The sequence below is a fragment of the Micromonospora sagamiensis genome (assembly GCF_014680085.1).
Lineage (GTDB): Bacteria > Actinomycetota > Actinomycetes > Mycobacteriales > Micromonosporaceae > Micromonospora > Micromonospora inyonensis.
Map to the genome: position 1 here is coordinate 5,305,786 of NZ_AP023438.1, position 19,202 is coordinate 5,324,987.

The following is a 19,202-nucleotide window of genomic DNA, read 5'->3' on the forward strand; positions in this document are numbered from 1 at the left end:
GGACGGTCCGCCCTGGCGCGTTCCTGCGGTGCGGAAGGCCCGACGTGGGGCCGGTGGAGGAGTGAACCCGAGTGAGGGAATTCGTCCGGGGCGTCCGCCTCGGGGTGGACGTCGGACAGGTCCGGGTCGGCGTGTCGATCTGCGACCCGGACGGCATCCTGGCCACCCCGCTGGTCACCCTCGCCCGTGACCTGACCAGCGAGGACGACCGGGTGCCCACCGACATCGCCGAGTTGCACCGGCTCGCGGCCGAGCACGGGGCGGTCGAGGTGGTGGTCGGTCTTCCGGTGAACCTGGCCGGACGGCACGGCCCGGCCGCCGTACACGCCACGTCGTACGCGACCCGTTTGGCTGATGTAATAGCGCCTGTTCCGGTGACGCTGACGGACGAGAGGATGTCGACCGTGGTGGCTTCTCGTAGGCTGGCCGAGCGGGGCGTCCGGGGTAAACGGCAACGCGCGGTGGTCGACCAGGCCGCCGCGGTGGAGATTCTGCAGAGCTGGCTAGACGCGCAGCGGAGGCGGACGTAATGATCGACGACCTGGACCTCGGTTTCGACGAACGCGACCGGGGCGACAAGGGCAAGCACCGGCGCAGCGCCGTGCGTAAGCGCAAGGGCAAGTCCGGCGGTGGTGGCCGTACGGTCCTCGCCCTGATGCTGGCCCTCGTGCTGCTCGGCGCGATCGGCGGTGGCGCCTTCTACGGCTTCGACCGGGTGCAGGGCTACTTCGTCACCCCCGACTACGACGGCACCGGCACGGGTGAGGTGACCATCGAGGTCAAGCAGGGCGCGCTGATCGCGGACATCGCCAACGTGCTGTACGAGGCGGGTGTGGTCAAGAGCGCCCAGGCGTTCATCGACGCCGCCGAGGAGAACGCGCGCAGCAAGAACATCCAGCCCGGCACCTACAAGGTGCGCAAGGAGATGAGCGGCGAGAGCGCACTCGGCATGCTCCTCGACCTGAAGAACAAGATCGTCAAGGGGATCACCATCCCCGAGGGGACCACCGCCAAGCGGACGTTCAAGCTCCTGTCGGAGCAGACCAAGATCCCGGTGGAGGACTTCGAGGCGGCGGCGAAGGACCCGGAGGCGCTCGGCGTCCCGGACTGGTGGTTCAAGCGCACCGACGGCAAGCCGGTCAAGAAGTCGGTCGAGGGTTTCCTCTACCCGGACACCTACGAGATCCCGCCGAAGGCGACCGCCGAGGTCATCCTCAAGGAGATGGTGTCGAACTTCCTCACGGTGACCGGCAAGATGCAGTTCGCCGAGCGGGTGGAGAAGGAACGCGGCGGGATCAGCCCGTACGAGGCCCTGATCGTGGCCTCGCTCGCCCAGGCCGAGGCCGGTAACAAGGACGACCTCGGCAAGGTCGCCCGGGTGGCCTACAACCGCGCCTACGGTGAGTTCCCCTGCAACTGCCTGGAGATGGACGTCACGGTCAACTACTACCTGGAGTCGACCGGTCAGCGGACCAAGTCCTCCAAGGAGATGACCGCGGCCGACATGGACAACCCGAAGAACCCGTACAACCGCAAGCTGCGCGGCATGATCCCGACCCCGATCAACAACCCGGGCAAGGACGCGATGGAAGGGGCGATGGACCCGCCGGCGGGGAAGTGGCTCTACTTCGTGGCCATCGACAAGGAGGGGCACTCCGCCTTCGCCGAGACCTACGAGGAGCAGCTCCGTAACGAGGCCAAGGCGCGAGAGGCCGGCATCATCTGATGACGCAGGCCCGTCGGGCGGCGGTGGTCGGTACGCCGATCGCGCACTCCCTCTCCCCGGCGATCCACAACGCGGGGTACGCGGCGGCCGGGCTGACCGGCTGGTCGTACACCCGGATCGAGTGCGACGCCGCCGGGCTGCCCGGCCTGGTCGCCAGGCTCGGCCCGGAGTGGGCCGGGTTGTCGGTGACCATGCCGGGCAAGGAGGTGGCGCTCACGGTGGCGACCGAGGTCTCGCCGGTCGCCGCCGCCGTCGGTGCCGCCAACACGTTGGTCCACCGTCCCGACGGATCCTGGTACGCGGACAACACCGACGTCGTCGGCATGGTGGAGGTGCTCACCGCCGCCGGGGTGGCCCCGGGTGCCACGGTCACCGTGCTCGGTGCCGGGGGCACCGCCCGAGCGGCCGTCGCGGCGGCGGCGCGGCTGGCCGCGAAGTCGGTGACCGTGCTGGCCCGCCGCCCGGAGGCGGTGGCGGAGCTACGGCCGGTGGCCGGGGCGCTCGGCGTGCCGATGACCGCCGCCCCGTGGGCCGAGGCCGCCGCGCACCTCGACGCCGACGTGGTGGTCTCCACCCTGCCGAAGGGGGCCGCCGACCCGTTCGCCGAGGTGGCCGCCTGGCGGCCCGGGACGGTCTGCTTCGACGCCATCTACGACCCGTGGCCGACCCCGCTCGCCGCTTCCGCCCAGGCGGCCGGCGCCCCGGTGGTCTCCGGCCTGGACCTGCTGCTGGCCCAGGCCGTCGGCCAGTTCGAGCACTTCACCGGCGTCACCGCCCCGGTCGAGGCGATGCGCGCCGCGCTACCGCTGCCCCGCTGACCCCGCCCCGGGCTCGACGCGAGCACGGGACGGGGCGTCAGCTTTCTCGACCGGTGCGTCAGGCTCCTGCGGCCGACTTGAGGTCGGCGGCCCGGTCGGTGCTCTCCCAGGTCAACTCGGGCAGCTCGCGGCCGAAGTGGCCGTAGGCGGCGGTCTGCCGGTAGATCGGGCGGAGCAGGTTCAGGTCCCGGATGATCGCCGCGGGACGCAGGTCGAACACCTCGTTCACGGCCTTCTCGATCCGCTCGACCGGCACGTTCTCCGTCCCGAACGTCTCGATGAACAGACTCACCGGATGCGCCTTACCGATCGCATAGGCGACCTGCGTCTCACACCGTTCCGCGAGACCGGCGGCGACGACGTTCTTCGCCACCCACCGCATCGCATAGGCGGCGGACCGGTCCACCTTCGACGGGTCCTTACCCGAGAACGCCCCACCACCATGCCGGGCGTACCCACCGTAGGTGTCCACGATGATCTTCCGACCCGTCAGACCGGCGTCACCCATCGGCCCACCGATCTCGAACCGACCCGTCGGGTTCACCAACAACCGATACCCGTCGGAATCGAGTCCCAACGACTCCAGCTCCGGGTTCACCACGTGTTCCCGCACGTCGGGGGCGAGGAGCCCGTCGAGCGAGATGTCCGCCGCGTGCTGCGAGGAGACCACCACCGTGTTCAGACGGACCGGACGCAGACCCTCGTACTCGATGGTCACCTGCGTCTTACCATCCGGCCGCAGATACGGGATCGTGCCGTCCTTCCGCACCGCCGACAACCGCCGCGCCAACCGGTGCGCCAACGCGATCGGCAACGGCATCAGCTCCGGCGTCTCCGAACACGCGAACCCGAACATCATCCCCTGGTCACCGGCACCCTGCGCATCCAACGCAGACTCCGACGACCCCGTCCGCAACTCGAACGCGTTGTCCACACCCTGCGCGATGTCCGGCGACTGCGCCCCGATCGACACACTCACCCCACACGACGCCCCGTCGAACCCCTTACGCGACGAGTCGTACCCGATCCCCAGGATCGTCTCCCGCACGATCGACGGGATATCCGCATACGCCTTCGTGGTCACCTCACCCGCGACGTGCACCTGCCCCGTCGTGATCAACGTCTCCACCGCGACCCGCGAACGCGGATCCTGACTCAACAACGCATCCAGAATCCCATCACTGATCTGATCAGCGATCTTGTCCGGGTGGCCCTCCGTGACCGACTCGGACGTGAACAGGCGACGTGTCACAGTGTTCCTCTCAGGTTCGACTCAGACGCTTACCGGAACGGGGGCGGGACGTGGGGTCGCGCCCCGGATCAGATCCACCAGGGCCACCGGGTCGGCCGGCGGGCGCCAGCCCCGCCAGGCCACGTACCCGTCCGGCCGTAGCAGGACGAACGGTTGCCGGTACCGGTGGGCGACCACCGGGTCGCGGTAGTCGTGGACGGCGAACGGCACCCCGGCGGCGGCGAACGCGGCCCGCAGCGCGGGCACGCCCGGCGGGTTCGGGACGTCGGCGCGCGGCGACCAGGGGTCGGCGAGGCGTAGCAGGGCGAACCCCTGCCGTACGACGTCGTGGACGGTGACCCTCGCGGCCAGCGGGACGGGTGGTGCGGGCATCCCGGGCAGCGCCTCGTCGAACGGGTCCGGCGGGGCGTCGGCCTCGTCGTCGGCCACGATCGACGAGCGGTAGCGGTGGCCGACCGGCCCGTCCGTGGCCGCCGGCCGTCGTTCCTCGTGGTAGCTGTCGAGCAGCACCGCGCCGGCCCAGCCCCGCAGGGTGGCGGCGAGCTTCCAGCCGAGGTTGACCGCGTCGCCGACGCCTTCGTGCCCGCCCGCGCCGGGGCGGTCGACGCCGCAGCGGAACACCCGGCCGGCGCCCGGGGCCGGGTGACCGCCGTCGGCCGGGCGCGGGGTGGGGCGCAGCGGCGCGGCGGCACCGTCGCAGGCGACCAGCCAGCCGGCGGTCACCACGGTCACCGCGCCGTCGCGGGGGTCGACGAGCCGGGCCTCCACCCGGTCGTCGTACGGCCGGACCGCGTCGACCCGGCAGGACAGGTCGTGCCATCGACCTTCGGGTCCGGCGACGGTGGCGTCGACTCCGTACCGGGCCAGTTCCGCCTCCAGGGTCAGCCCGACCGGGCCGGTACCCACCACCAGCACGTCCGTCCGGTGTCGTCTGCTCGTCATGTCACGTCCGTTCTCCGGGCCCGTCGCCCCGGCCCCGGTGTCGTTCGGGCCCGACGCTAGGCCAGCGGGTACGAGCGCTCCTCCAGGCTGACTCGAACCGTGCTCTCGACCGGCGAGACCGCAGAGGGCCGAACCCGCCGCGTCGCCGTAGTGCCCGACGGTCCGCAGGGCGGGACGCGGTGGCCGGTGCGGGGCGACGGGTGCGGGGCGTGCCAGACTGGTCCGGTGTTGCGCTGGTTGACTGCAGGTGAATCACACGGCCCCGCCCTGGTCGCGCTCCTGGAGGGCGTCCCCGCCGGGGTGGAGGTCACCACCGGGGACATCTCCGCCGAGCTGGCCCGCCGTCGACTCGGCTACGGCCGGGGCGCGCGGATGGCCTTCGAGCAGGACGAGATCGAGATCATCGGGGGGCTCCGACACGGCGTGACCATCGGCAGCCCGGTGGCGATCCGGGTCGGCAACTCGGAGTGGCCCAAGTGGCGCACCGTGATGGCCGCCGACCCGGTCGACGCCGAGGAACTGGCCGGGCAGGCGCGCAACGCGCCGCTGACCCGCCCCCGTCCCGGTCACGCCGACCTGGCCGGCATGCAGAAGTACGGGCACACCGACGCCCGGCCGATCCTGGAGCGCGCCAGCGCCCGGGAGACCGCCGCCCGGGTCGCCGTCGGGGCCGTCGCCAAGGCGCTGGTGAAGCAGACCCTGGGCGTCGAGATCGTCTCGCACGTGGTGGAGCTGGGCCCGGTCGCGGCCGAGCCGGGGCTGCGTCCCCGGCCGGAGGACGCCGCACGGATCGACGCCGACCCGCTGCGCTGCCTCGACCCGGAGGCGAGCGCCCGGATGGTCGCCGAGGTCGACGCCGCGAAGAAGGCCGCCGACACCCTCGGGGGCGTGGTCGAGGTGCTGGCGTACGGGGTGCCACCGGGCCTCGGCAGCCACGTGCAGTGGGACCGCAAGCTCGACGCCCGGCTGGCCACCGCGTTGATGTCGATCCAGGCGATCAAGGGCGTCGAGATCGGCGACGGGTGGCAGCAGGCGCGCTCCCGGGGCTCCGAGGCGCACGACGAGATGGTGCCGACCGCGACCGGGGTGCGCCGGTTGACCGACCGGGCCGGCGGCCTGGAGGGCGGCATCACCACCGGTGAGCCGTTGCGGGTGCGGGCCGCGATGAAACCGATCTCCTCGCTGAACCGGGCTCTCGCCACCGTGGACGTGACCACCGGCGAGCCGGCCACCGCGATCAACCAGCGGTCGGACGTCTGTGCCGTACCGGCCGCGGCGGTGGTCGCCGAGGCCATGGTGGCCCTGGTGCTCGCCGAGGCCACCATGGAGAAGTTCGGGGGCGACTCGGTGGCCGAGATCCGCCGCAACCTCGCCGGCTACCTCGACGCCCTGGTGATCAAATGACGGTGAACCGGCCGGTCTGCGTGCTGGTGGGGGCCCCGGGCGCGGGTAAGACCACCGTCGGGCGGGCACTCGCCGGCGCGCTGGAGGTGGAGTTCCGCGACACGGACGAGGACATCGAGCGGATGGCCGGCAAGCCGATCCCGGAGATCTTCGTCGACGAGGGGGAGGCGCACTTCCGTGCCCTCGAACGGGCGGCGGTGGCGGCGGCGCTGGCCTCCTGTCCCGGCGTGCTCGCCCTCGGCGGTGGCGCGGTCCTGGCCGAGGAGAACCGCGCCGCCCTGGTCGGGCACACCGTCGTGTATCTCAGCGTCGAGTTGACCGACGCGATCAAGCGGGTCGACCTGGGCGTCGGCCGGCCGCTGCTGGCGCTCAACCCGAGGGCGACGCTGCGGTACCTGCTGGACCAGCGCCGCCCGTTCTACCAGGAGGTGGCGACCGCCACGGTGGTCACCGACGGGCGCGACCCCGCCGACATCGTCACCGAGGTGCTGACGCTGCTCGACCGCTGACGACCGCCCGCCGCTACGGGTGGGTGCCGGCCGGCTCGCCCGACACCACCGTCGCCGGGCGGAACCGGCGGGCGGGTCGCGCCTCCGGTCGCCAGGTGGCCAGCAGCGCCAGCGCGAGCAGGATCTCGGCCAGGTCGCCGCCGTAGTACATCACCGTCGCCCCGGCCCGCAGCTTCGCGACGGAGGCCGGGACGTCGACCAGCAGCCCGGCGTAGAGGAGTTGGGCGAGGGCGGCGTGCCCGGCGACCGCGACGCCGACCACGACCAGGCGCACCGGCACCCGGGGACGGTGCGGGCCCGGGTCCGGGCCGGCGATCGACCAGGTGAAGAGGTATCCGCTGAGCAGGAAGTGCAGCTGGAGCAGGTGGTGCACCGCCGGCTGGTCGAGGCTCGCCCGGTAGAGCGGGGTCAGGTAGAGCACCCAGAGTCCACCGACGGTGAGCAGCAGACCGGTGGCCGGGTGGGCGAGCAGCCGGGGGAGCGGGTGGCCCAGCCAGCGGATCGCGGCCCGCCCGACGGACCGGTCGACGACGCGCAGGGTCAGCGTCCCGGGGGCCCCGAGCACCAGCCCGAGTGGCGCGAGCATGCCGAGCAGCAGGTGCTGCCACATGTGCCCGACGAGGTCGTGCGCGGGCACGGCCAGGCCGACACCGAGCAGCAGCGCCCCGGTCCCGAACGCCGTGGTCCGCCAGGTGCTCCAGGGCCGGCCGGCGCGGCGTTGCCGGATCACTCCGGCCAGGTAGACCCCGACCAGCAGCAGCGGTACGACCAGTGTCGGGTCCACGCCGGGCGGCGCGGCGTGTCCGTCGGCGTGGGCTCCGACGTTCACGGCAGGTCGTCCCGCGACCCGTCGCCACCGCGCTGGAGCAGCCAGCCGCCGGCGACCAGGACCGCGCCGAGCGCGAGGAAGCCGAGGTCCCACCAGAGCCGGTGCGCGCCCTCCCGGACGTGGTGGATGCCGAGCAGGTGGTGGTCGACGACTCCCTCCACCAGGTTGAACAGTCCCCAGCCGACCAGCGCCCAGCCCCAGAGCGTGCGGGAGCGCCACAGCCGGCTCCGGGAGCGGGTCACCCGGGCGTGCAGCAGGGCCAGACCGGCGAGCACCGCCACCCAGGTCACCACGTGGAAGATCCCGTCCCAGAGGGTGTTCATCCGCAGGCCGGGGACGGTGTCCACCGGGTACTCCCGGATGCCGGCGTTGTCGCTGCCGGTGGCGCTGAGCATGTGGTGCCACTGGAGCACCTGGTGCAGCAGGATGCCGTCGAAGAACCCGCCCAGGCCGACGCCGAGCAGGATGGCGGGAAGCCGGATGTCGGCGTCCTCGATCGTGCGGGTTGCCATGCGGGACCTCCACCGTCGTCGATTCGGACCGGCTCGGGACCTGCCCGGTCCCTGTCGGTTAAACGCCGTTGTCCGGTATGCGGTCACCAGGTGGACGGTCGGGCCGGATCGGACCGCCGCTCGGCTAGGCTCCGCAGCGATGGACGAGATGACCCGGATCCCGGTCGGCGGCGAGCGCCCGTACGACGTACTCGTGGGACGCGGCCTCTGGGAGGCGCTGCCCGGCCTGCTTCCCGGCGTGACCCGCGCGGCGGTGCTGTACGCCCGGCCGCTGCGGCGGTTGGCCGACGCGCTCGGCGGCCGGCTGCGGGCGGCCGGCGTGGAGCCCCTGCCGATGGAGGTGCCGGACGCCGAGGCCGGCAAGCAGATCGACGTGGCCGCCCACTGCTGGGACCGGCTGGGAGCGGCGAACGTCACCCGCAACGACGCGGTGGTCGGGGTGGGCGGCGGCGCGGTGACCGACCTGGCCGGGTTCGTCGCCGCGAGTTGGCTGCGCGGGGTGCGCTGGGTGCCGGTGGCGACCTCGTTGCTCGGGATGGTCGACGCGGCGGTGGGCGGCAAGACCGGGATCAACACCGCTGCCGGCAAGAACCTGGTCGGCGCGTTCCACCCGCCGGCCGGCGTTCTCTGTGACCTGACCGTGCTGGACACGCTCCCCGCCGTCGACCTGACCGCCGGGCTCGCCGAGGTGGTCAAGTGCGGCTTCATCGCCGACCCGGTGATCCTTGACCTGATCCTGCGGGACCCGGCTGCGGCGACCGACCCGGCCGGCGCGGTGACCCGCGAGCTGATCGAGCGGGCGATCCGGGTCAAGGCCGACGTGGTCTCCGGTGACCTGCGCGAGTCGGGGCTCCGGGAGGTGCTCAACTACGGGCACACCCTGGCCCACGCCATCGAGAAGGTGGAGGGGTACCGCTGGCGGCACGGGCACGCCGTCTCGGTCGGGCTGGTCTACGCCGGCACGCTCGGCCGGCTGGCCGGCCGGTTGGACGCGGCGACCGCCGAGCGGCACCGCACGGTCGTGACGGCCCTGGGCCTGCCGACGCGCTACCCGGCGGCGGCCTGGCCGGACCTGCTCGCCACGATGCGGGTGGACAAGAAGGCGCGCGGATCCCGGCTGCGGTTCGTGGTGCTCGACGGGCTGGCCCGCCCGGCGATCCTCGAGGATCCGGACGACGACCTGCTGCACGCGGCCTTCCGCGAGGGGGTGGCGGCGTGAGGGTGTACGTGCTGAACGGCCCGAACCTGGGTCGGCTGGGTACCCGGCAGGTCGACGTCTACGGCGCGACCAGCTACGCCGACCTGGTGGCGCTCTGCGAACGCACCGGCGCCGACCTGGGGCTGGAGGTGACGGTGCGGCAGACCGACGCCGAACACGAGCTGATCGGTTGGCTGCACGACGCCGCCGACGAGGGTGCCGCGGTGGTGCTCAACCCGGCGGCCTGGTCGCACTACTCGATCGCGGTGCGGGACGCCTGCGCGATGCTGCGCGGGCCGCTGGTCGAGGTGCACATCTCCAACATCCACGCCCGGGAGGAGTTCCGGCACCACTCGGTGGTCTCGGCGGTGGCGACCGGGGTGATCTGTGGCCTGGGCCTGGACGGCTACCGTCTGGCCCTGCACCACCTGGCCGCGCTTTCCGGCTGAACGCCACCGCCGAACAGTCACGCTGAGTGTCTGCGCGGCTGTCGTCACGGTGGGTTGCACTTCGCTTCGGGCCCGACCTCGCCCTGCCGTCCTTTGCTCTGCACCCACGGACGCGCCACCGCGCTGAGCTGGGCTCTTGGCCGCGCGCACGGGGAAGCCGATCGCCGGGCCCCTCGCTCTGTGTGGCTGTCGCGTCCCGGGGTGCCGAGCAAAGCGTCGACCCGGTGACATCGGCGGGACGTTGTCGACGTCGGAGAGTGACCGGCCATGAGGGGGGCGGATCGCGTCGACGGATCGGCCCGGACGGCGACGGGCGCTCTCCGGCGCAGCTAGTAGACTTGCCAGGTCCGTCCGCCAATTGATGATCAAGGCAGGAAATGGCCACCACCAACGACCTCAAGAACGGCCTGGTACTCAACCTCGACGGGGGGCTCTGGGCTGTCGTGGAGTTCCAGCACGTCAAGCCCGGCAAGGGCGGGGCCTTCGTCCGCACCACGCTGAAGAACGTGCTCTCCGGCAAGGTCGTCGACAAGACCTTCAACGCGGGCACCAAGGTCGAGACCGCGACCGTCGACAAGCGCACCATGCAGTACCTCTACGCCGACGGCGAGGACTACGTCTTCATGGACCTGGAGACGTTCGACCAGATCACCGTCCCCGGTGCGACCGTGGGCGACGCGGCGAACTACCTCCTCCCCGAGGCGGAGGCGATCGTGGCCACCCACGAGGGTGTGCCGCTCTACGTCGAGCTGGCGACCAGCGTCGTGCTCGAGGTCACCTACACCGAGCCGGGCCTGCAGGGCGACCGCTCCACCGGCGGCAACAAGCCGGCCACCGTCGAGACCGGCGCGACCGTGCAGGTGCCGCTCTTCATCACCACCGGCGAGAAAATCAAGGTGGACACCCGAGACGGCCGTTACCTCGGCCGCGCCTGATGGCCGAGGCTCCCAAGCAGCAGATGCCCGCGCGCCGGAAGGCGCGTAAGCGGGCACTGGACGTGCTCTACGAGGCCGACCTGCGTGGCCGGCCGCCGGTGGAGGTGCTCGCCGGCTACATCGAGCGGATCGAGAAGCCGCGCCCGGAGCACCTCGGCTACGCCGTCAGCCTGGTCGAGGGGGTGGCGGCGCACCTCGACCGGATCGACGAGCTGATCGCCAGCTACGCCGAGGGGTGGACGCTGGAGCGGATGCCGGTGATCGATCGCAACCTCGCCCGGATCGCCGTCTGCGAGCTGCTCTACCACGACGACATCGACGACGCGGTGGCCATCAGCGAGGCCGTCGAGCTGGCCCGACAGATGTCGACCGACGACTCGCCGCGCTTCCTCAACGGCCTCCTCGGCCGGATCGCCGACTACGCCAGCCGCTGAACCGCGCGGCAGCCCGTCCGCGCCGCGCCGTTTCGCCGGGGCGTCGCGCACCCCGTACGAGCCCGAGGGGCCCACGCCGACCGGCGCGGGCCCCTCGGGCGCGATGCGGTTGTCAGGACGCGAAGAACGCCCGGGGGTCGGCGACCAGCACACCGTGCTCGTTGAGCCGCTCGATCAGCCCGGAGGGCGAGGCATCGTAGACGATGGCCAGGGCCCGCAGGTCGTCGGCGCGGATCGAGAGCACGCGGCCGTTGTAGTCACCGCGCTGCTGCTGGATGGCGCGGGCGTACCGGGCCACGTACGCCAACTCCTCCGACGCCTCGTCGTAGAGCCGCTCCAGGTCCAGCACGATCTTGCTGGTCGGCTCGTGCCGGACGCCGCTGCCGTCGGGCAGCAGCTCGGAGACGGGTACGCGGTAGAAGTCGGCCAGCTCCGCCAGGCGGGACACGGTGACGGCCCGGTCACCACGCTCGTACGACCCGACCACGACGGCCTTCCACCGGCCGTTGGACTTCTCCTCCACGCCCTGCAGGGACAGGCCCTGCTGCTGGCGGATGGAGCGCAGGCGGGCGCCCAGCGACTTGGCGTATTCAGAGGGCATTCGGACACTCCCAGTGCTGCTCGGGGTTCTCCCAGCTATCGCTACGGAGCGTGACGGTACGGGGATTGCGACACGTGGTCAAGTGCTCGTGACACACCTGTTGGCAACGCGGGGGCGATCCATCCATATTTCGGGACTGATCTGCCAATCAGCAGCCGCCCGACCGGGGCGGCGGTGACCACTGGTAACGTGGCCTGAAGCCCCCGGTCGGGGCCGTTCGCGGCCGGTGTCGGGGGAGTCAGACGTCCTTTAACGACCCGTCCCGTGAGGCGGGGAAGGAGGTCCGCCGTGGCCTACCCGTCGGCTGCTCGATCCCCGGTGCCGAGGCAACCCTCGGTAAAGGTGATCCTCGCCAGCGCTGACGTGCAGCGCGTGGTCGACCGCATCGCCCACCAGATCCTGGAGAAGACCCAGGGCGCCGCCGACACCGTCCTGCTCGGCATCCCGACCCGGGGCGCACCGTTGGCCCGCCGGCTCGCCGCCCGGATCAGTGCCTTCGAGGACGTCGCCGTACCGGTCGGCGTGCTCGACATCACCCTCTACCGCGACGACCTGCGCCGGCACGCCGTCCGGGCGGTGGGCCCGACCGAGGTGCCGCCCGGCGGCATCGACGGCAAGCGGGTCGTCCTCGTCGACGACGTGCTCTTCTCCGGCCGCACCGTCCGGGCCGCCCTGGACGCGCTCAACGACGTCGGCCGCCCCGCCTCCGTGCAACTCGCCGTCCTGGTCGACCGGGGACACCGCCAACTGCCCATCCGGGCCGACTACGTCGGCAAGAACATCCCGACCGCGCTCGCCGAGAGCGTCCGGGTCACCCTCGCCGAGGTGGACGGCACCGACGAGGTCAAGCTCTACGGGGGTACCCCCTCATGATCCGGCACCTGCTCTCCGGCGCGGACCTGGACGCGTCCACCGCCACCCTGGTCCTGGACACCGCCGCCCAGATGGCCACCGTGGCCGGGCGGGAGGTCAAGAAACTGCCGGCCCTGCGTGGCCGGACCGTGGTCAACCTCTTCTACGAGGATTCCACCCGGACCCGGATCTCCTTCGAGGCCGCGGCGAAGCGGCTCAGCGCCGATGTGATCAACTTCTCGGCGAAGGGGTCCAGCGTCGCCAAGGGCGAGAGCCTGAAGGACACCGCCCTCACCCTCCAGGCGATGGGGGCCGACGCGGTGGTGGTCCGCCACCCGGCCTCCGGCGCCCCGCACCGGCTGGCGAACTGGGTCGACGGCAGTGTGGTCAACGCCGGGGACGGCACCCATGAGCACCCCACCCAGGCGCTGCTGGACGCGTACACGATGCGCTCCCGGCTGGGTCGGATCGCCGGCCTGCACGTCGCCGTGGTCGGGGACGTGCTGCACAGCCGGGTGGCCCGCTCCAACGTCCTGCTGCTGTCCACCCTCGGCGCGAAGGTGACCCTGGTCGGGCCGCCCACCCTCATCCCGGTGGACATCGCGGCGGCCCTCGCGCCCGGCACCGACGTCTCGTACGACCTCGACGCCGTGCTGCCCGGGGCGGACGTGGTGATGATGCTGCGGGTGCAGCGGGAGCGGATGACCGACTCCTACTTCCCCTCGGCCCGCGAGTACGCCCGCCGCTACGGCCTCGACGGCCCCCGCATGCGCCGCCTGCCGGAGCACGCGATCGTCATGCACCCCGGCCCGATGAACCGGGGCATGGAGATCACGCCCGAGGTGGCCGACTCACCCCGCTCCACCATCGTCGAACAGGTCACCAACGGGGTCTCCGTCCGGATGGCCGTCCTCTACCTGCTGCTCGGGGGGAACAACCAGTGACCACGTACCTGATCAAGGGGGTCAGCGTCGTCGGCGGCGCCCCCACCGACCTGCTGGTGCGCGACGGCGTCGTGGCGGAGACCGGCCGGGGCCTGGACGCGCCGGGCGCCACCGTGCTCGACGCCGACGGCCTGGTCGCCCTCCCCGGACTGGTCGACCTGCACACCCACCTGCGCGAGCCGGGCCGGGAGGACGCCGAGACGGTCGAGACCGGCTCCCGTGCGGCAGCCCTCGGCGGGTACACCGCGGTCTGCGCGATGGCGAACACCTCCCCGGTCGCCGACACCGCCGGCGTGGTCGAGCAGGTCTGGCGACTCGGCCGGGAGGCCGGGCTGGTCGACGTCCAGCCGATCGGCGCGGTCACCGTCGGCCTGGCCGGCGAGCGCCTGGCCGAGCTGGGCGCGATGGCCGACTCGGCGGCCCGGGTGCGGATCTTCTCCGACGACGGGCACTGCGTCGCGGATCCGAAGCTGATGCGCCGGGCGCTGGAGTACGTCAAGGCGTTCGACGGGATCATCGCCCAGCACGCCGAGGAGCCCCGGCTCACCGAGGGCGCCCAGATGCACGAGGGTGAGGTCGCAACGAGGCTCGGGCTGACCGGCTGGCCGGCGGTCGCCGAGGAGGCGATCATCGCCCGGGACGTGCTGCTCACCGAGCACGTCGGCGGTCGGCTGCACGTCTGCCACGTCTCGACGGCCGGCAGCGTCGAGGTGCTGCGCCAGGCCAAGGCGCGCGGGGTCCGGGTCACCGCCGAGGTGACCCCGCACCACCTGCTGCTCACCGACGCCCGCGCCGAGACGTACGACCCGGTCTACAAGGTCAACCCGCCGCTGCGCACCGCCACCGACATCGCCGCCCTGCGGGCGGCCCTGGTCGAGGGCGTGATCGACATCGTCGCCACCGACCACGCCCCGCACGCGGTGGAGGACAAGGAGTGCGAGTGGGCGTACGCCCGACCCGGGATGCTCGGGCTGGAGACGGCGCTCTCGATCGTCCTGGAGGTGCTCGGCCCGGAGTGGGACCTGATCGCCGAGCGGATGTCCCGCACCCCGGCGCGCATCGCCGGCCTGGACGGCCACGGTCTCGACCCGGCAGCGGGCGTGCCGGCGAACCTCACCCTGGTCGACCCGGCCGCCCGACGCGTGATCGAGCCGGCGGACCTGGCCAGCCGTAGTCGCAACACCCCGTACGCCCGCATGACGCTGCCGGGTCGCATCGTGGCGACCTTCCTGCGCGGCGAGCCGACGGTCCTGGACGGAAAGGCTGTCAAATGATGTCCCAGCGCAGGCCCGCGATCCTGGTCCTCGAGGATGGGCGCACGTTCCACGGGGAGGCCTACGGCAGCGTCGGGGAGACCTTCGGCGAGGCGGTCTTCACCACCGGCATGACCGGCTACCAGGAGACCCTGACCGATCCCTCCTACCACCGGCAGGTGGTGGTGCAGACCGCCCCGCACATCGGCAACACCGGGGTCAACGGCGACGACGACGAGTCGGGCCGGATCTGGGTCGCCGGGTACGTGGTCCGCGACCCGGCCCGGATCGGGTCGAACTGGCGGGCCACCGGCGGTCTGGAGGAGCGCCTGGAAGCCGAGGGCGTGGTCGGCATCAGCGGGGTGGACACCCGGGCGCTCACCCGGCACCTGCGCGAGCGCGGCGCGATGCGGGTCGGCGTCTCCAGTGTCTCCGACGACCCGCGTGCCCTGCTGGCCCGGGTCCGCCAGACGCCGCCGATGGTCGGCGCGGACCTCTCCGCCGAGGTGACCACCGCCGAGCCGTACGTGGTCCCGGCGGAGGGCGAGCACCGGTTCACCGTCGCCGCGCTCGACCTGGGCATCAAGCGCAACGTGCCGCGCCGGCTCGCCGCGCGGGGTGTCACCACCCACGTGCTGCCGGCCTCCTCGACCATCGAGGAGGTGCTGGCCACCGGCGCGGACGCGGTCTTCCTCTCGCCCGGCCCCGGCGACCCGGCCACCGCCGACGTCCCGGTGGCCCTGGCCCGCGAGGTGCTGCGCCGCCGGGTGCCCCTGTTCGGCATCTGCTTCGGCAGTCAGCTGCTCGGCCGGGCGCTCGGGTTCGGCACCTACAAGCTCGGGTACGGCCACCGGGGCATCAACCAGCCGGTGCTGGACCGGGCCACCGGCAAGGTCGAGGTGACCAGCCACAACCACGGCTTCGCGGTGCAGTTCCCCGGAGCCGAGCCGGGGGCCGTGGTCCCGGACCGGATCGTCGACACCGAGTTCGGTGGTGTCGAGGTCAGTCACGTCTGCCTCAACGACAACGTGGTCGAGGGCCTGCGGGCGAAGGACGTGCCCGCGTTCACCGTCCAGTACCACCCGGAGGCGGCGGCCGGTCCGCACGACGCGGACTACCTCTTCGACCGCTTCGCCGAACTGATCGAGGGCCGCGGCTCCGACCGGAAGCACAGTGGAGGCGGGCAGAATGCCTAAGCGGACCGACCTCAAGCACATCCTGGTGATCGGCTCCGGGCCGATCGTCATCGGCCAGGCCTGCGAGTTCGACTACTCCGGCACCCAGGCCTGCCGGGTGCTGCGCGGTGAGGGGATCCGGGTCAGCCTGGTCAACTCCAACCCGGCGACCATCATGACCGACCCGGAGTTCGCCGACGCCACCTACGTCGAGCCGATCACGGCGGAGTTCGTGGAGCTGGTCATCGCCAAGGAGCGGCCGGACGCCCTGCTGCCCACCCTGGGCGGGCAGACCGCGCTGAACACCGCGGTGGCCCTGCACGAGGCGGGTGTCCTGGACAAGTACGGCGTCGAGCTGATCGGCGCGAACATCGAGGCGATCCGGCGCGGTGAGGACCGGCAGCTGTTCAAGGACATCGTCGCCAAGGCCGGGGTTCGCCTCGGCTTCGCCGACCCGTCCGCGCTGGTGCCCCGCTCGCGGGTCTGCCACTCGATGGACGAGGTCCGGGACACCGCCGCCGAGCTGGGCCTGCCGGTGGTGATCCGGCCGTCGTTCACCATGGGCGGCCTCGGCTCCGGCATGGCGCACACCGACGAGGACCTGGAGCGCATCGCCGGGAGCGGGCTGGCCGCCAGCCCGGTGCACGAGGTGCTCATCGAGGAGAGCGTGCTCGGCTGGAAGGAGTACGAACTCGAACTGATGCGGGACCGGCACGACAACGTGGTGGTGGTCTGCTCGATCGAGAACGTCGACCCGATGGGCGTGCACACCGGCGACAGCGTCACCGTCGCCCCGGCGATGACCCTGACCGACCGGGAGTACCAGCGCCTGCGTGACCTCGGCATCGCGGTGCTGCGCGAGGTCGGCGTGGACACCGGCGGCTGCAACATCCAGTTCGCGGTGAACCCGGCCGACGGGCGGATCGTCGTCATCGAGATGAACCCCCGGGTGTCCCGGTCGTCCGCGCTCGCCTCCAAGGCGACCGGTTTCCCGATCGCGAAGATCGCCGCGAAGCTCGCCATCGGCTACACCCTGGACGAGATCCCCAACGACATCACGCGCAAGACCCCGGCGGCGTTCGAGCCGGCCCTCGACTACGTCGTGGTGAAGATCCCCCGGTTCGCCTTCGAGAAGTTCCCCGGCGCGGACCGGGAGTTGACCACCACGATGAAGTCGGTCGGCGAGGCGATGAGCCTGGGCCGGAACTTCACCGAGGCGCTGAACAAGGCGATGCGCTCGATGGAGACGAAGGAAGCCGGGTTCTGGACCCTGCCCGACCCGGCCGACGCGACGAAGGAGAACACCCTCGCCGCGTTGCGGATGCCGCACGACGGGCGGCTCTACACCGTCGAGCGGGCGCTGCGCCTCGGCGCGTCGATCGCCGAGGTCACGACGGCCTCCGGTGGCATCGACCCGTGGTTCCTGGACCAGATCTGCGCCCTGGTCGAGCTGCGCGCCGAGATCGTCGCCGCTCCGGTGCTCGAGGGGGACCTGCTGCGCCGGGCCAAGCGGGCCGGGCTCTCCGACCGACAGCTCGCCGCGCTCCGGCCCGAACTGGCCGCCGAGGACGGCGTACGCACCCTGCGGCACCGCCTCGACGTCCGGCCGGTCTACAAGACCGTGGACACCTGCGCGGCCGAGTTCGCCGCGACCACGCCGTACCACTACTCCTCCTACGACTCCGAGACCGAGGTGGTCGGCTCGGACCGGCCGAAGGTGCTGATCCTGGGCTCCGGGCCGAACCGGATCGGCCAGGGCATCGAGTTCGACTACTCCTGCGTGCACGCGGTGATGGCGCTGCGGGCGGCCGGTTACGAGACGGTCATGGTCAACTGCAACCCGGAGACCGTCTCCACCGACTACGACACCGCCGACCGGCTCTACTTCGAGCCGCTCACCTTCGAGGACGTGCTGGAGGTGTGGCACGCCGAGGACACCTCCGGGCGGGCGGCCGGCGGGCCGGGTGTGGTCGGCGTGGTCGTCCAGCTCGGCGGGCAGACCCCGCTGGGGCTGGCGCAGCGGCTCAAGAACGCCGGAGTGCCGGTGGTCGGCACCTCCCCGGAGTCCATCCACCTCGCCGAGGAGCGGGGCGCGTTCGGCGCGGTGCTGGCCCGGGCCGGCCTGCGCGCGCCCGCGCACGGCACCGCCACCTCGTACGAGGAGGCGAAGGCGATCGCCGACGAGATCGGCTACCCGGTGCTGGTCCGGCCATCGTACGTGCTCGGCGGGCGGGGCATGGAGATCGTCTACGACGACCCGACGCTGCGCGACTACATCGGCCGGGCCACCGACATCTCCCCGGACCACCCGGTCCTGGTGGACCGCTTCCTCGACGACGCGATCGAGATCGACGTGGACGCGCTCTGCGACGCCGACGGTGAGGTCTACCTCGGCGGCGTGATGGAGCACATCGAGGAGGCCGGCATCCACTCCGGCGACTCGTCCTGCGCGCTGCCGCCGATCACCCTGGCCGGTTCGCACGTGGCGCAGGTCCGCCGGTACACCGAGGCGATCGCGCGGGGTGTCGGGGTGCGGGGCCTGCTCAACGTGCAGTACGCCCTCAAGGACGACGTGCTCTACGTCCTGGAGGCGAACCCGCGCGCCTCGCGGACCGTGCCGTTCGTGTCCAAGGCCACGGCGGTGCCGCTGGCCAAGGCGGCGGCCCGCATCGCGCTCGGGGCGACCATCGCGGAACTGCGCGCCGAGGGCCTGCTGCCGGCCTCCGGTGACGGGGGCACGCTGCCGCCGGACGCCCCGATCGCGGTGAAGGAGGCGGTGCTGCCGTTCAAGCGGTTCCGCACCCCCACCGGGAAGGGCGTGGACTCGCTGCTCGGTCCGGAGATGAAGTCCACCGGCGAGGTGATGGGCATCGACACCTCGTTCGGGCACGCCTTCGCCAAGAGCCAGTCCGCCGCGTACGGCTCGCTGCCCACCTCCGGCCGGATCTTCGTCTCGGTGGCGAACCGGGACAAGCGCGGGATGATCTTCCCGGTGAAGCGCCTGGCCGACCTGGGCTTCGAGATCCTGGCCACCACCGGCACGGCCGAGGTGCTGCGCCGGTACGGCATCGCGTGCGAGCAGATCCGCAAGCACTACGAGGCCGGTGCCGGGGAGGACGCGGTGTCGCTGATCCTGGGCGGCGAGGTGGCGTTGGTGATCAACACGCCGCAGGGCTCCGGGGCGAGCGCCCGCTCCGACGGGTACGAGATCCGCAGCGCGGCGGTCACCGCCGACATCCCCTGCATCACGACCGTCCCCGGCGCGGCCGCGGCCGTGATGGGCATCGAGGCGCGGATCCGGGGCGACATGACCGTCCGTCCCCTCCAGGAACTCCACGCCGCCCTGCGGGCCGCGGAATGACCGCCGGC

19 protein-coding genes are annotated in these 19,202 nt (G+C 72.2%); 14 read left to right on the plus strand and 5 right to left on the minus strand.

Annotation, left to right across the window (positions count from 1 at the left end; all coding sequences use genetic code 11):
* Positions 1 to 71 precede the first annotated feature (71 nt).
* From ruvX to IGA62_RS23435, 3 genes are read left to right on the plus strand one after another with little or no spacing between them, the layout of a single operon-like run.
* On the plus strand, positions 72 to 530 hold the full coding sequence (gene ruvX, locus IGA62_RS23425; RefSeq protein ID WP_145818840.1) for a Holliday junction resolvase RuvX: 459 nt from the start codon (positions 72 to 74) through the stop codon (positions 528 to 530).
* On the plus strand, positions 530 to 1,726 hold the full coding sequence (mltG, locus tag IGA62_RS23430) for an endolytic transglycosylase MltG (protein ID WP_145818839.1): 1,197 nt from the start codon (positions 530 to 532) through the stop codon (positions 1,724 to 1,726). The genes ruvX and mltG overlap by 1 nt, the downstream gene beginning before the upstream one ends.
* Positions 1,726 to 2,544, plus strand: coding sequence for a shikimate dehydrogenase (locus tag IGA62_RS23435; RefSeq protein ID WP_145818838.1), 819 nt, complete (start codon positions 1,726 to 1,728; stop codon positions 2,542 to 2,544). The genes mltG and IGA62_RS23435 overlap by 1 nt, the downstream gene beginning before the upstream one ends.
* A 58-nt stretch (positions 2,545 to 2,602) precedes the next feature.
* On the opposite strand, the gene metK is transcribed toward IGA62_RS23435, so the two are convergent.
* Positions 2,603 to 3,796 carry a methionine adenosyltransferase gene (gene metK / locus IGA62_RS23440; RefSeq protein WP_145818837.1) on the minus strand — a complete coding sequence of 398 codons (1,194 nt, stop codon included), beginning with the start codon at positions 3,794 to 3,796 and terminating at the stop codon, positions 2,603 to 2,605.
* Positions 3,797 to 3,817: 21 nt separating this feature from the next.
* Positions 3,818 to 4,738 (minus strand): FAD-dependent monooxygenase, encoded by a 921-nt coding sequence (locus tag IGA62_RS23445; RefSeq protein WP_145818836.1) that lies wholly within the window; start codon positions 4,736 to 4,738, stop codon positions 3,818 to 3,820.
* Positions 4,739 to 4,963: 225 nt separating this feature from the next.
* On the opposite strand from IGA62_RS23445, the gene aroC reads away from it, so the two are divergent.
* Positions 4,964 to 6,142, plus strand: a complete 1,179-nt coding sequence (gene aroC / locus IGA62_RS23450; protein WP_145818835.1) for a chorismate synthase — start codon at positions 4,964 to 4,966, stop codon at positions 6,140 to 6,142.
* Positions 6,139 to 6,651, plus strand: coding sequence for a shikimate kinase (locus IGA62_RS23455; RefSeq protein ID WP_145818834.1), 513 nt, complete (start codon positions 6,139 to 6,141; stop codon positions 6,649 to 6,651). Before aroC ends, IGA62_RS23455 begins: the two co-directional genes overlap by 4 nt.
* A gap of 13 nt (positions 6,652 to 6,664) precedes the next feature.
* Here IGA62_RS23455 and IGA62_RS23460 read toward each other — a convergent pair whose 3' ends face one another.
* Entirely contained in the window at positions 6,665 to 7,480 is an 816-nt protein-coding gene (locus tag IGA62_RS23460) for a cytochrome c oxidase assembly protein (protein WP_186499926.1), read from the minus strand.
* A complete protein-coding gene (locus IGA62_RS23465; protein WP_145818833.1) occupies positions 7,477 to 7,992 on the minus strand; it encodes a DUF2243 domain-containing protein in 516 nt (171 codons plus the stop codon). Before IGA62_RS23465 ends, IGA62_RS23460 begins: the two co-directional genes overlap by 4 nt.
* Positions 7,993 to 8,131: 139 nt before the next feature.
* Between IGA62_RS23465 and aroB the strand changes: the two genes are divergently transcribed.
* The 4 genes from aroB to nusB all read left to right on the plus strand — a co-directional run bounded on the left by aroB (position 8,132) and on the right by nusB (position 11,008).
* The gene (gene aroB, locus IGA62_RS23470; protein WP_145818832.1) at positions 8,132 to 9,211 is read left to right on the plus strand and encodes a 3-dehydroquinate synthase; all 1,080 of its coding nucleotides are present in this window, start codon (positions 8,132 to 8,134) and stop codon (positions 9,209 to 9,211) included.
* Positions 9,208 to 9,639, plus strand: a complete 432-nt coding sequence (aroQ, locus tag IGA62_RS23475; RefSeq protein ID WP_145818831.1) for a type II 3-dehydroquinate dehydratase — start codon at positions 9,208 to 9,210, stop codon at positions 9,637 to 9,639. The genes aroB and aroQ overlap by 4 nt, the downstream gene beginning before the upstream one ends.
* Before the next feature lie 377 nt (positions 9,640 to 10,016).
* A complete protein-coding gene (gene efp / locus IGA62_RS23480; protein WP_091462749.1) occupies positions 10,017 to 10,574 on the plus strand; it encodes an elongation factor P in 558 nt (185 codons plus the stop codon).
* A 23-nt stretch (positions 10,575 to 10,597) separates the two neighbouring features.
* Entirely contained in the window at positions 10,598 to 11,008 is a 411-nt protein-coding gene (nusB, locus tag IGA62_RS23485; RefSeq protein WP_186500300.1) for a transcription antitermination factor NusB, read from the plus strand.
* A 112-nt stretch (positions 11,009 to 11,120) separates the two neighbouring features.
* Here the strand turns inward: nusB and bldD are convergent, their stop codons facing one another.
* Positions 11,121 to 11,609, minus strand: coding sequence for a transcriptional regulator BldD (bldD, locus tag IGA62_RS23490; protein ID WP_018253136.1), 489 nt, complete (start codon positions 11,607 to 11,609; stop codon positions 11,121 to 11,123).
* A gap of 288 nt (positions 11,610 to 11,897) precedes the next feature.
* Between bldD and pyrR the strand changes: the two genes are divergently transcribed.
* From pyrR to carB, 5 genes are read left to right on the plus strand one after another with little or no spacing between them, the layout of a single operon-like run.
* On the plus strand, positions 11,898 to 12,482 hold the full coding sequence (gene pyrR, locus IGA62_RS23495) for a bifunctional pyr operon transcriptional regulator/uracil phosphoribosyltransferase PyrR (protein ID WP_145818829.1): 585 nt from the start codon (positions 11,898 to 11,900) through the stop codon (positions 12,480 to 12,482).
* Entirely contained in the window at positions 12,479 to 13,405 is a 927-nt protein-coding gene (locus IGA62_RS23500) for an aspartate carbamoyltransferase catalytic subunit (RefSeq protein WP_091462746.1), read from the plus strand. Before pyrR ends, IGA62_RS23500 begins: the two co-directional genes overlap by 4 nt.
* Positions 13,402 to 14,679, plus strand: coding sequence for a dihydroorotase (locus IGA62_RS23505; RefSeq protein ID WP_145818828.1), 1,278 nt, complete (start codon positions 13,402 to 13,404; stop codon positions 14,677 to 14,679). Before IGA62_RS23500 ends, IGA62_RS23505 begins: the two co-directional genes overlap by 4 nt.
* Positions 14,679 to 15,854: a glutamine-hydrolyzing carbamoyl-phosphate synthase small subunit gene (carA, locus tag IGA62_RS23510; protein WP_145818827.1), complete on the plus strand. Its 1,176-nt coding sequence runs from the start codon at positions 14,679 to 14,681 to the stop codon at positions 15,852 to 15,854. Before IGA62_RS23505 ends, carA begins: the two co-directional genes overlap by 1 nt.
* Positions 15,847 to 19,194: a carbamoyl-phosphate synthase large subunit gene (carB, locus tag IGA62_RS23515; protein ID WP_145818826.1), complete on the plus strand. Its 3,348-nt coding sequence runs from the start codon at positions 15,847 to 15,849 to the stop codon at positions 19,192 to 19,194. Before carA ends, carB begins: the two co-directional genes overlap by 8 nt.
* Positions 19,195 to 19,202 lie beyond the last annotated feature (8 nt).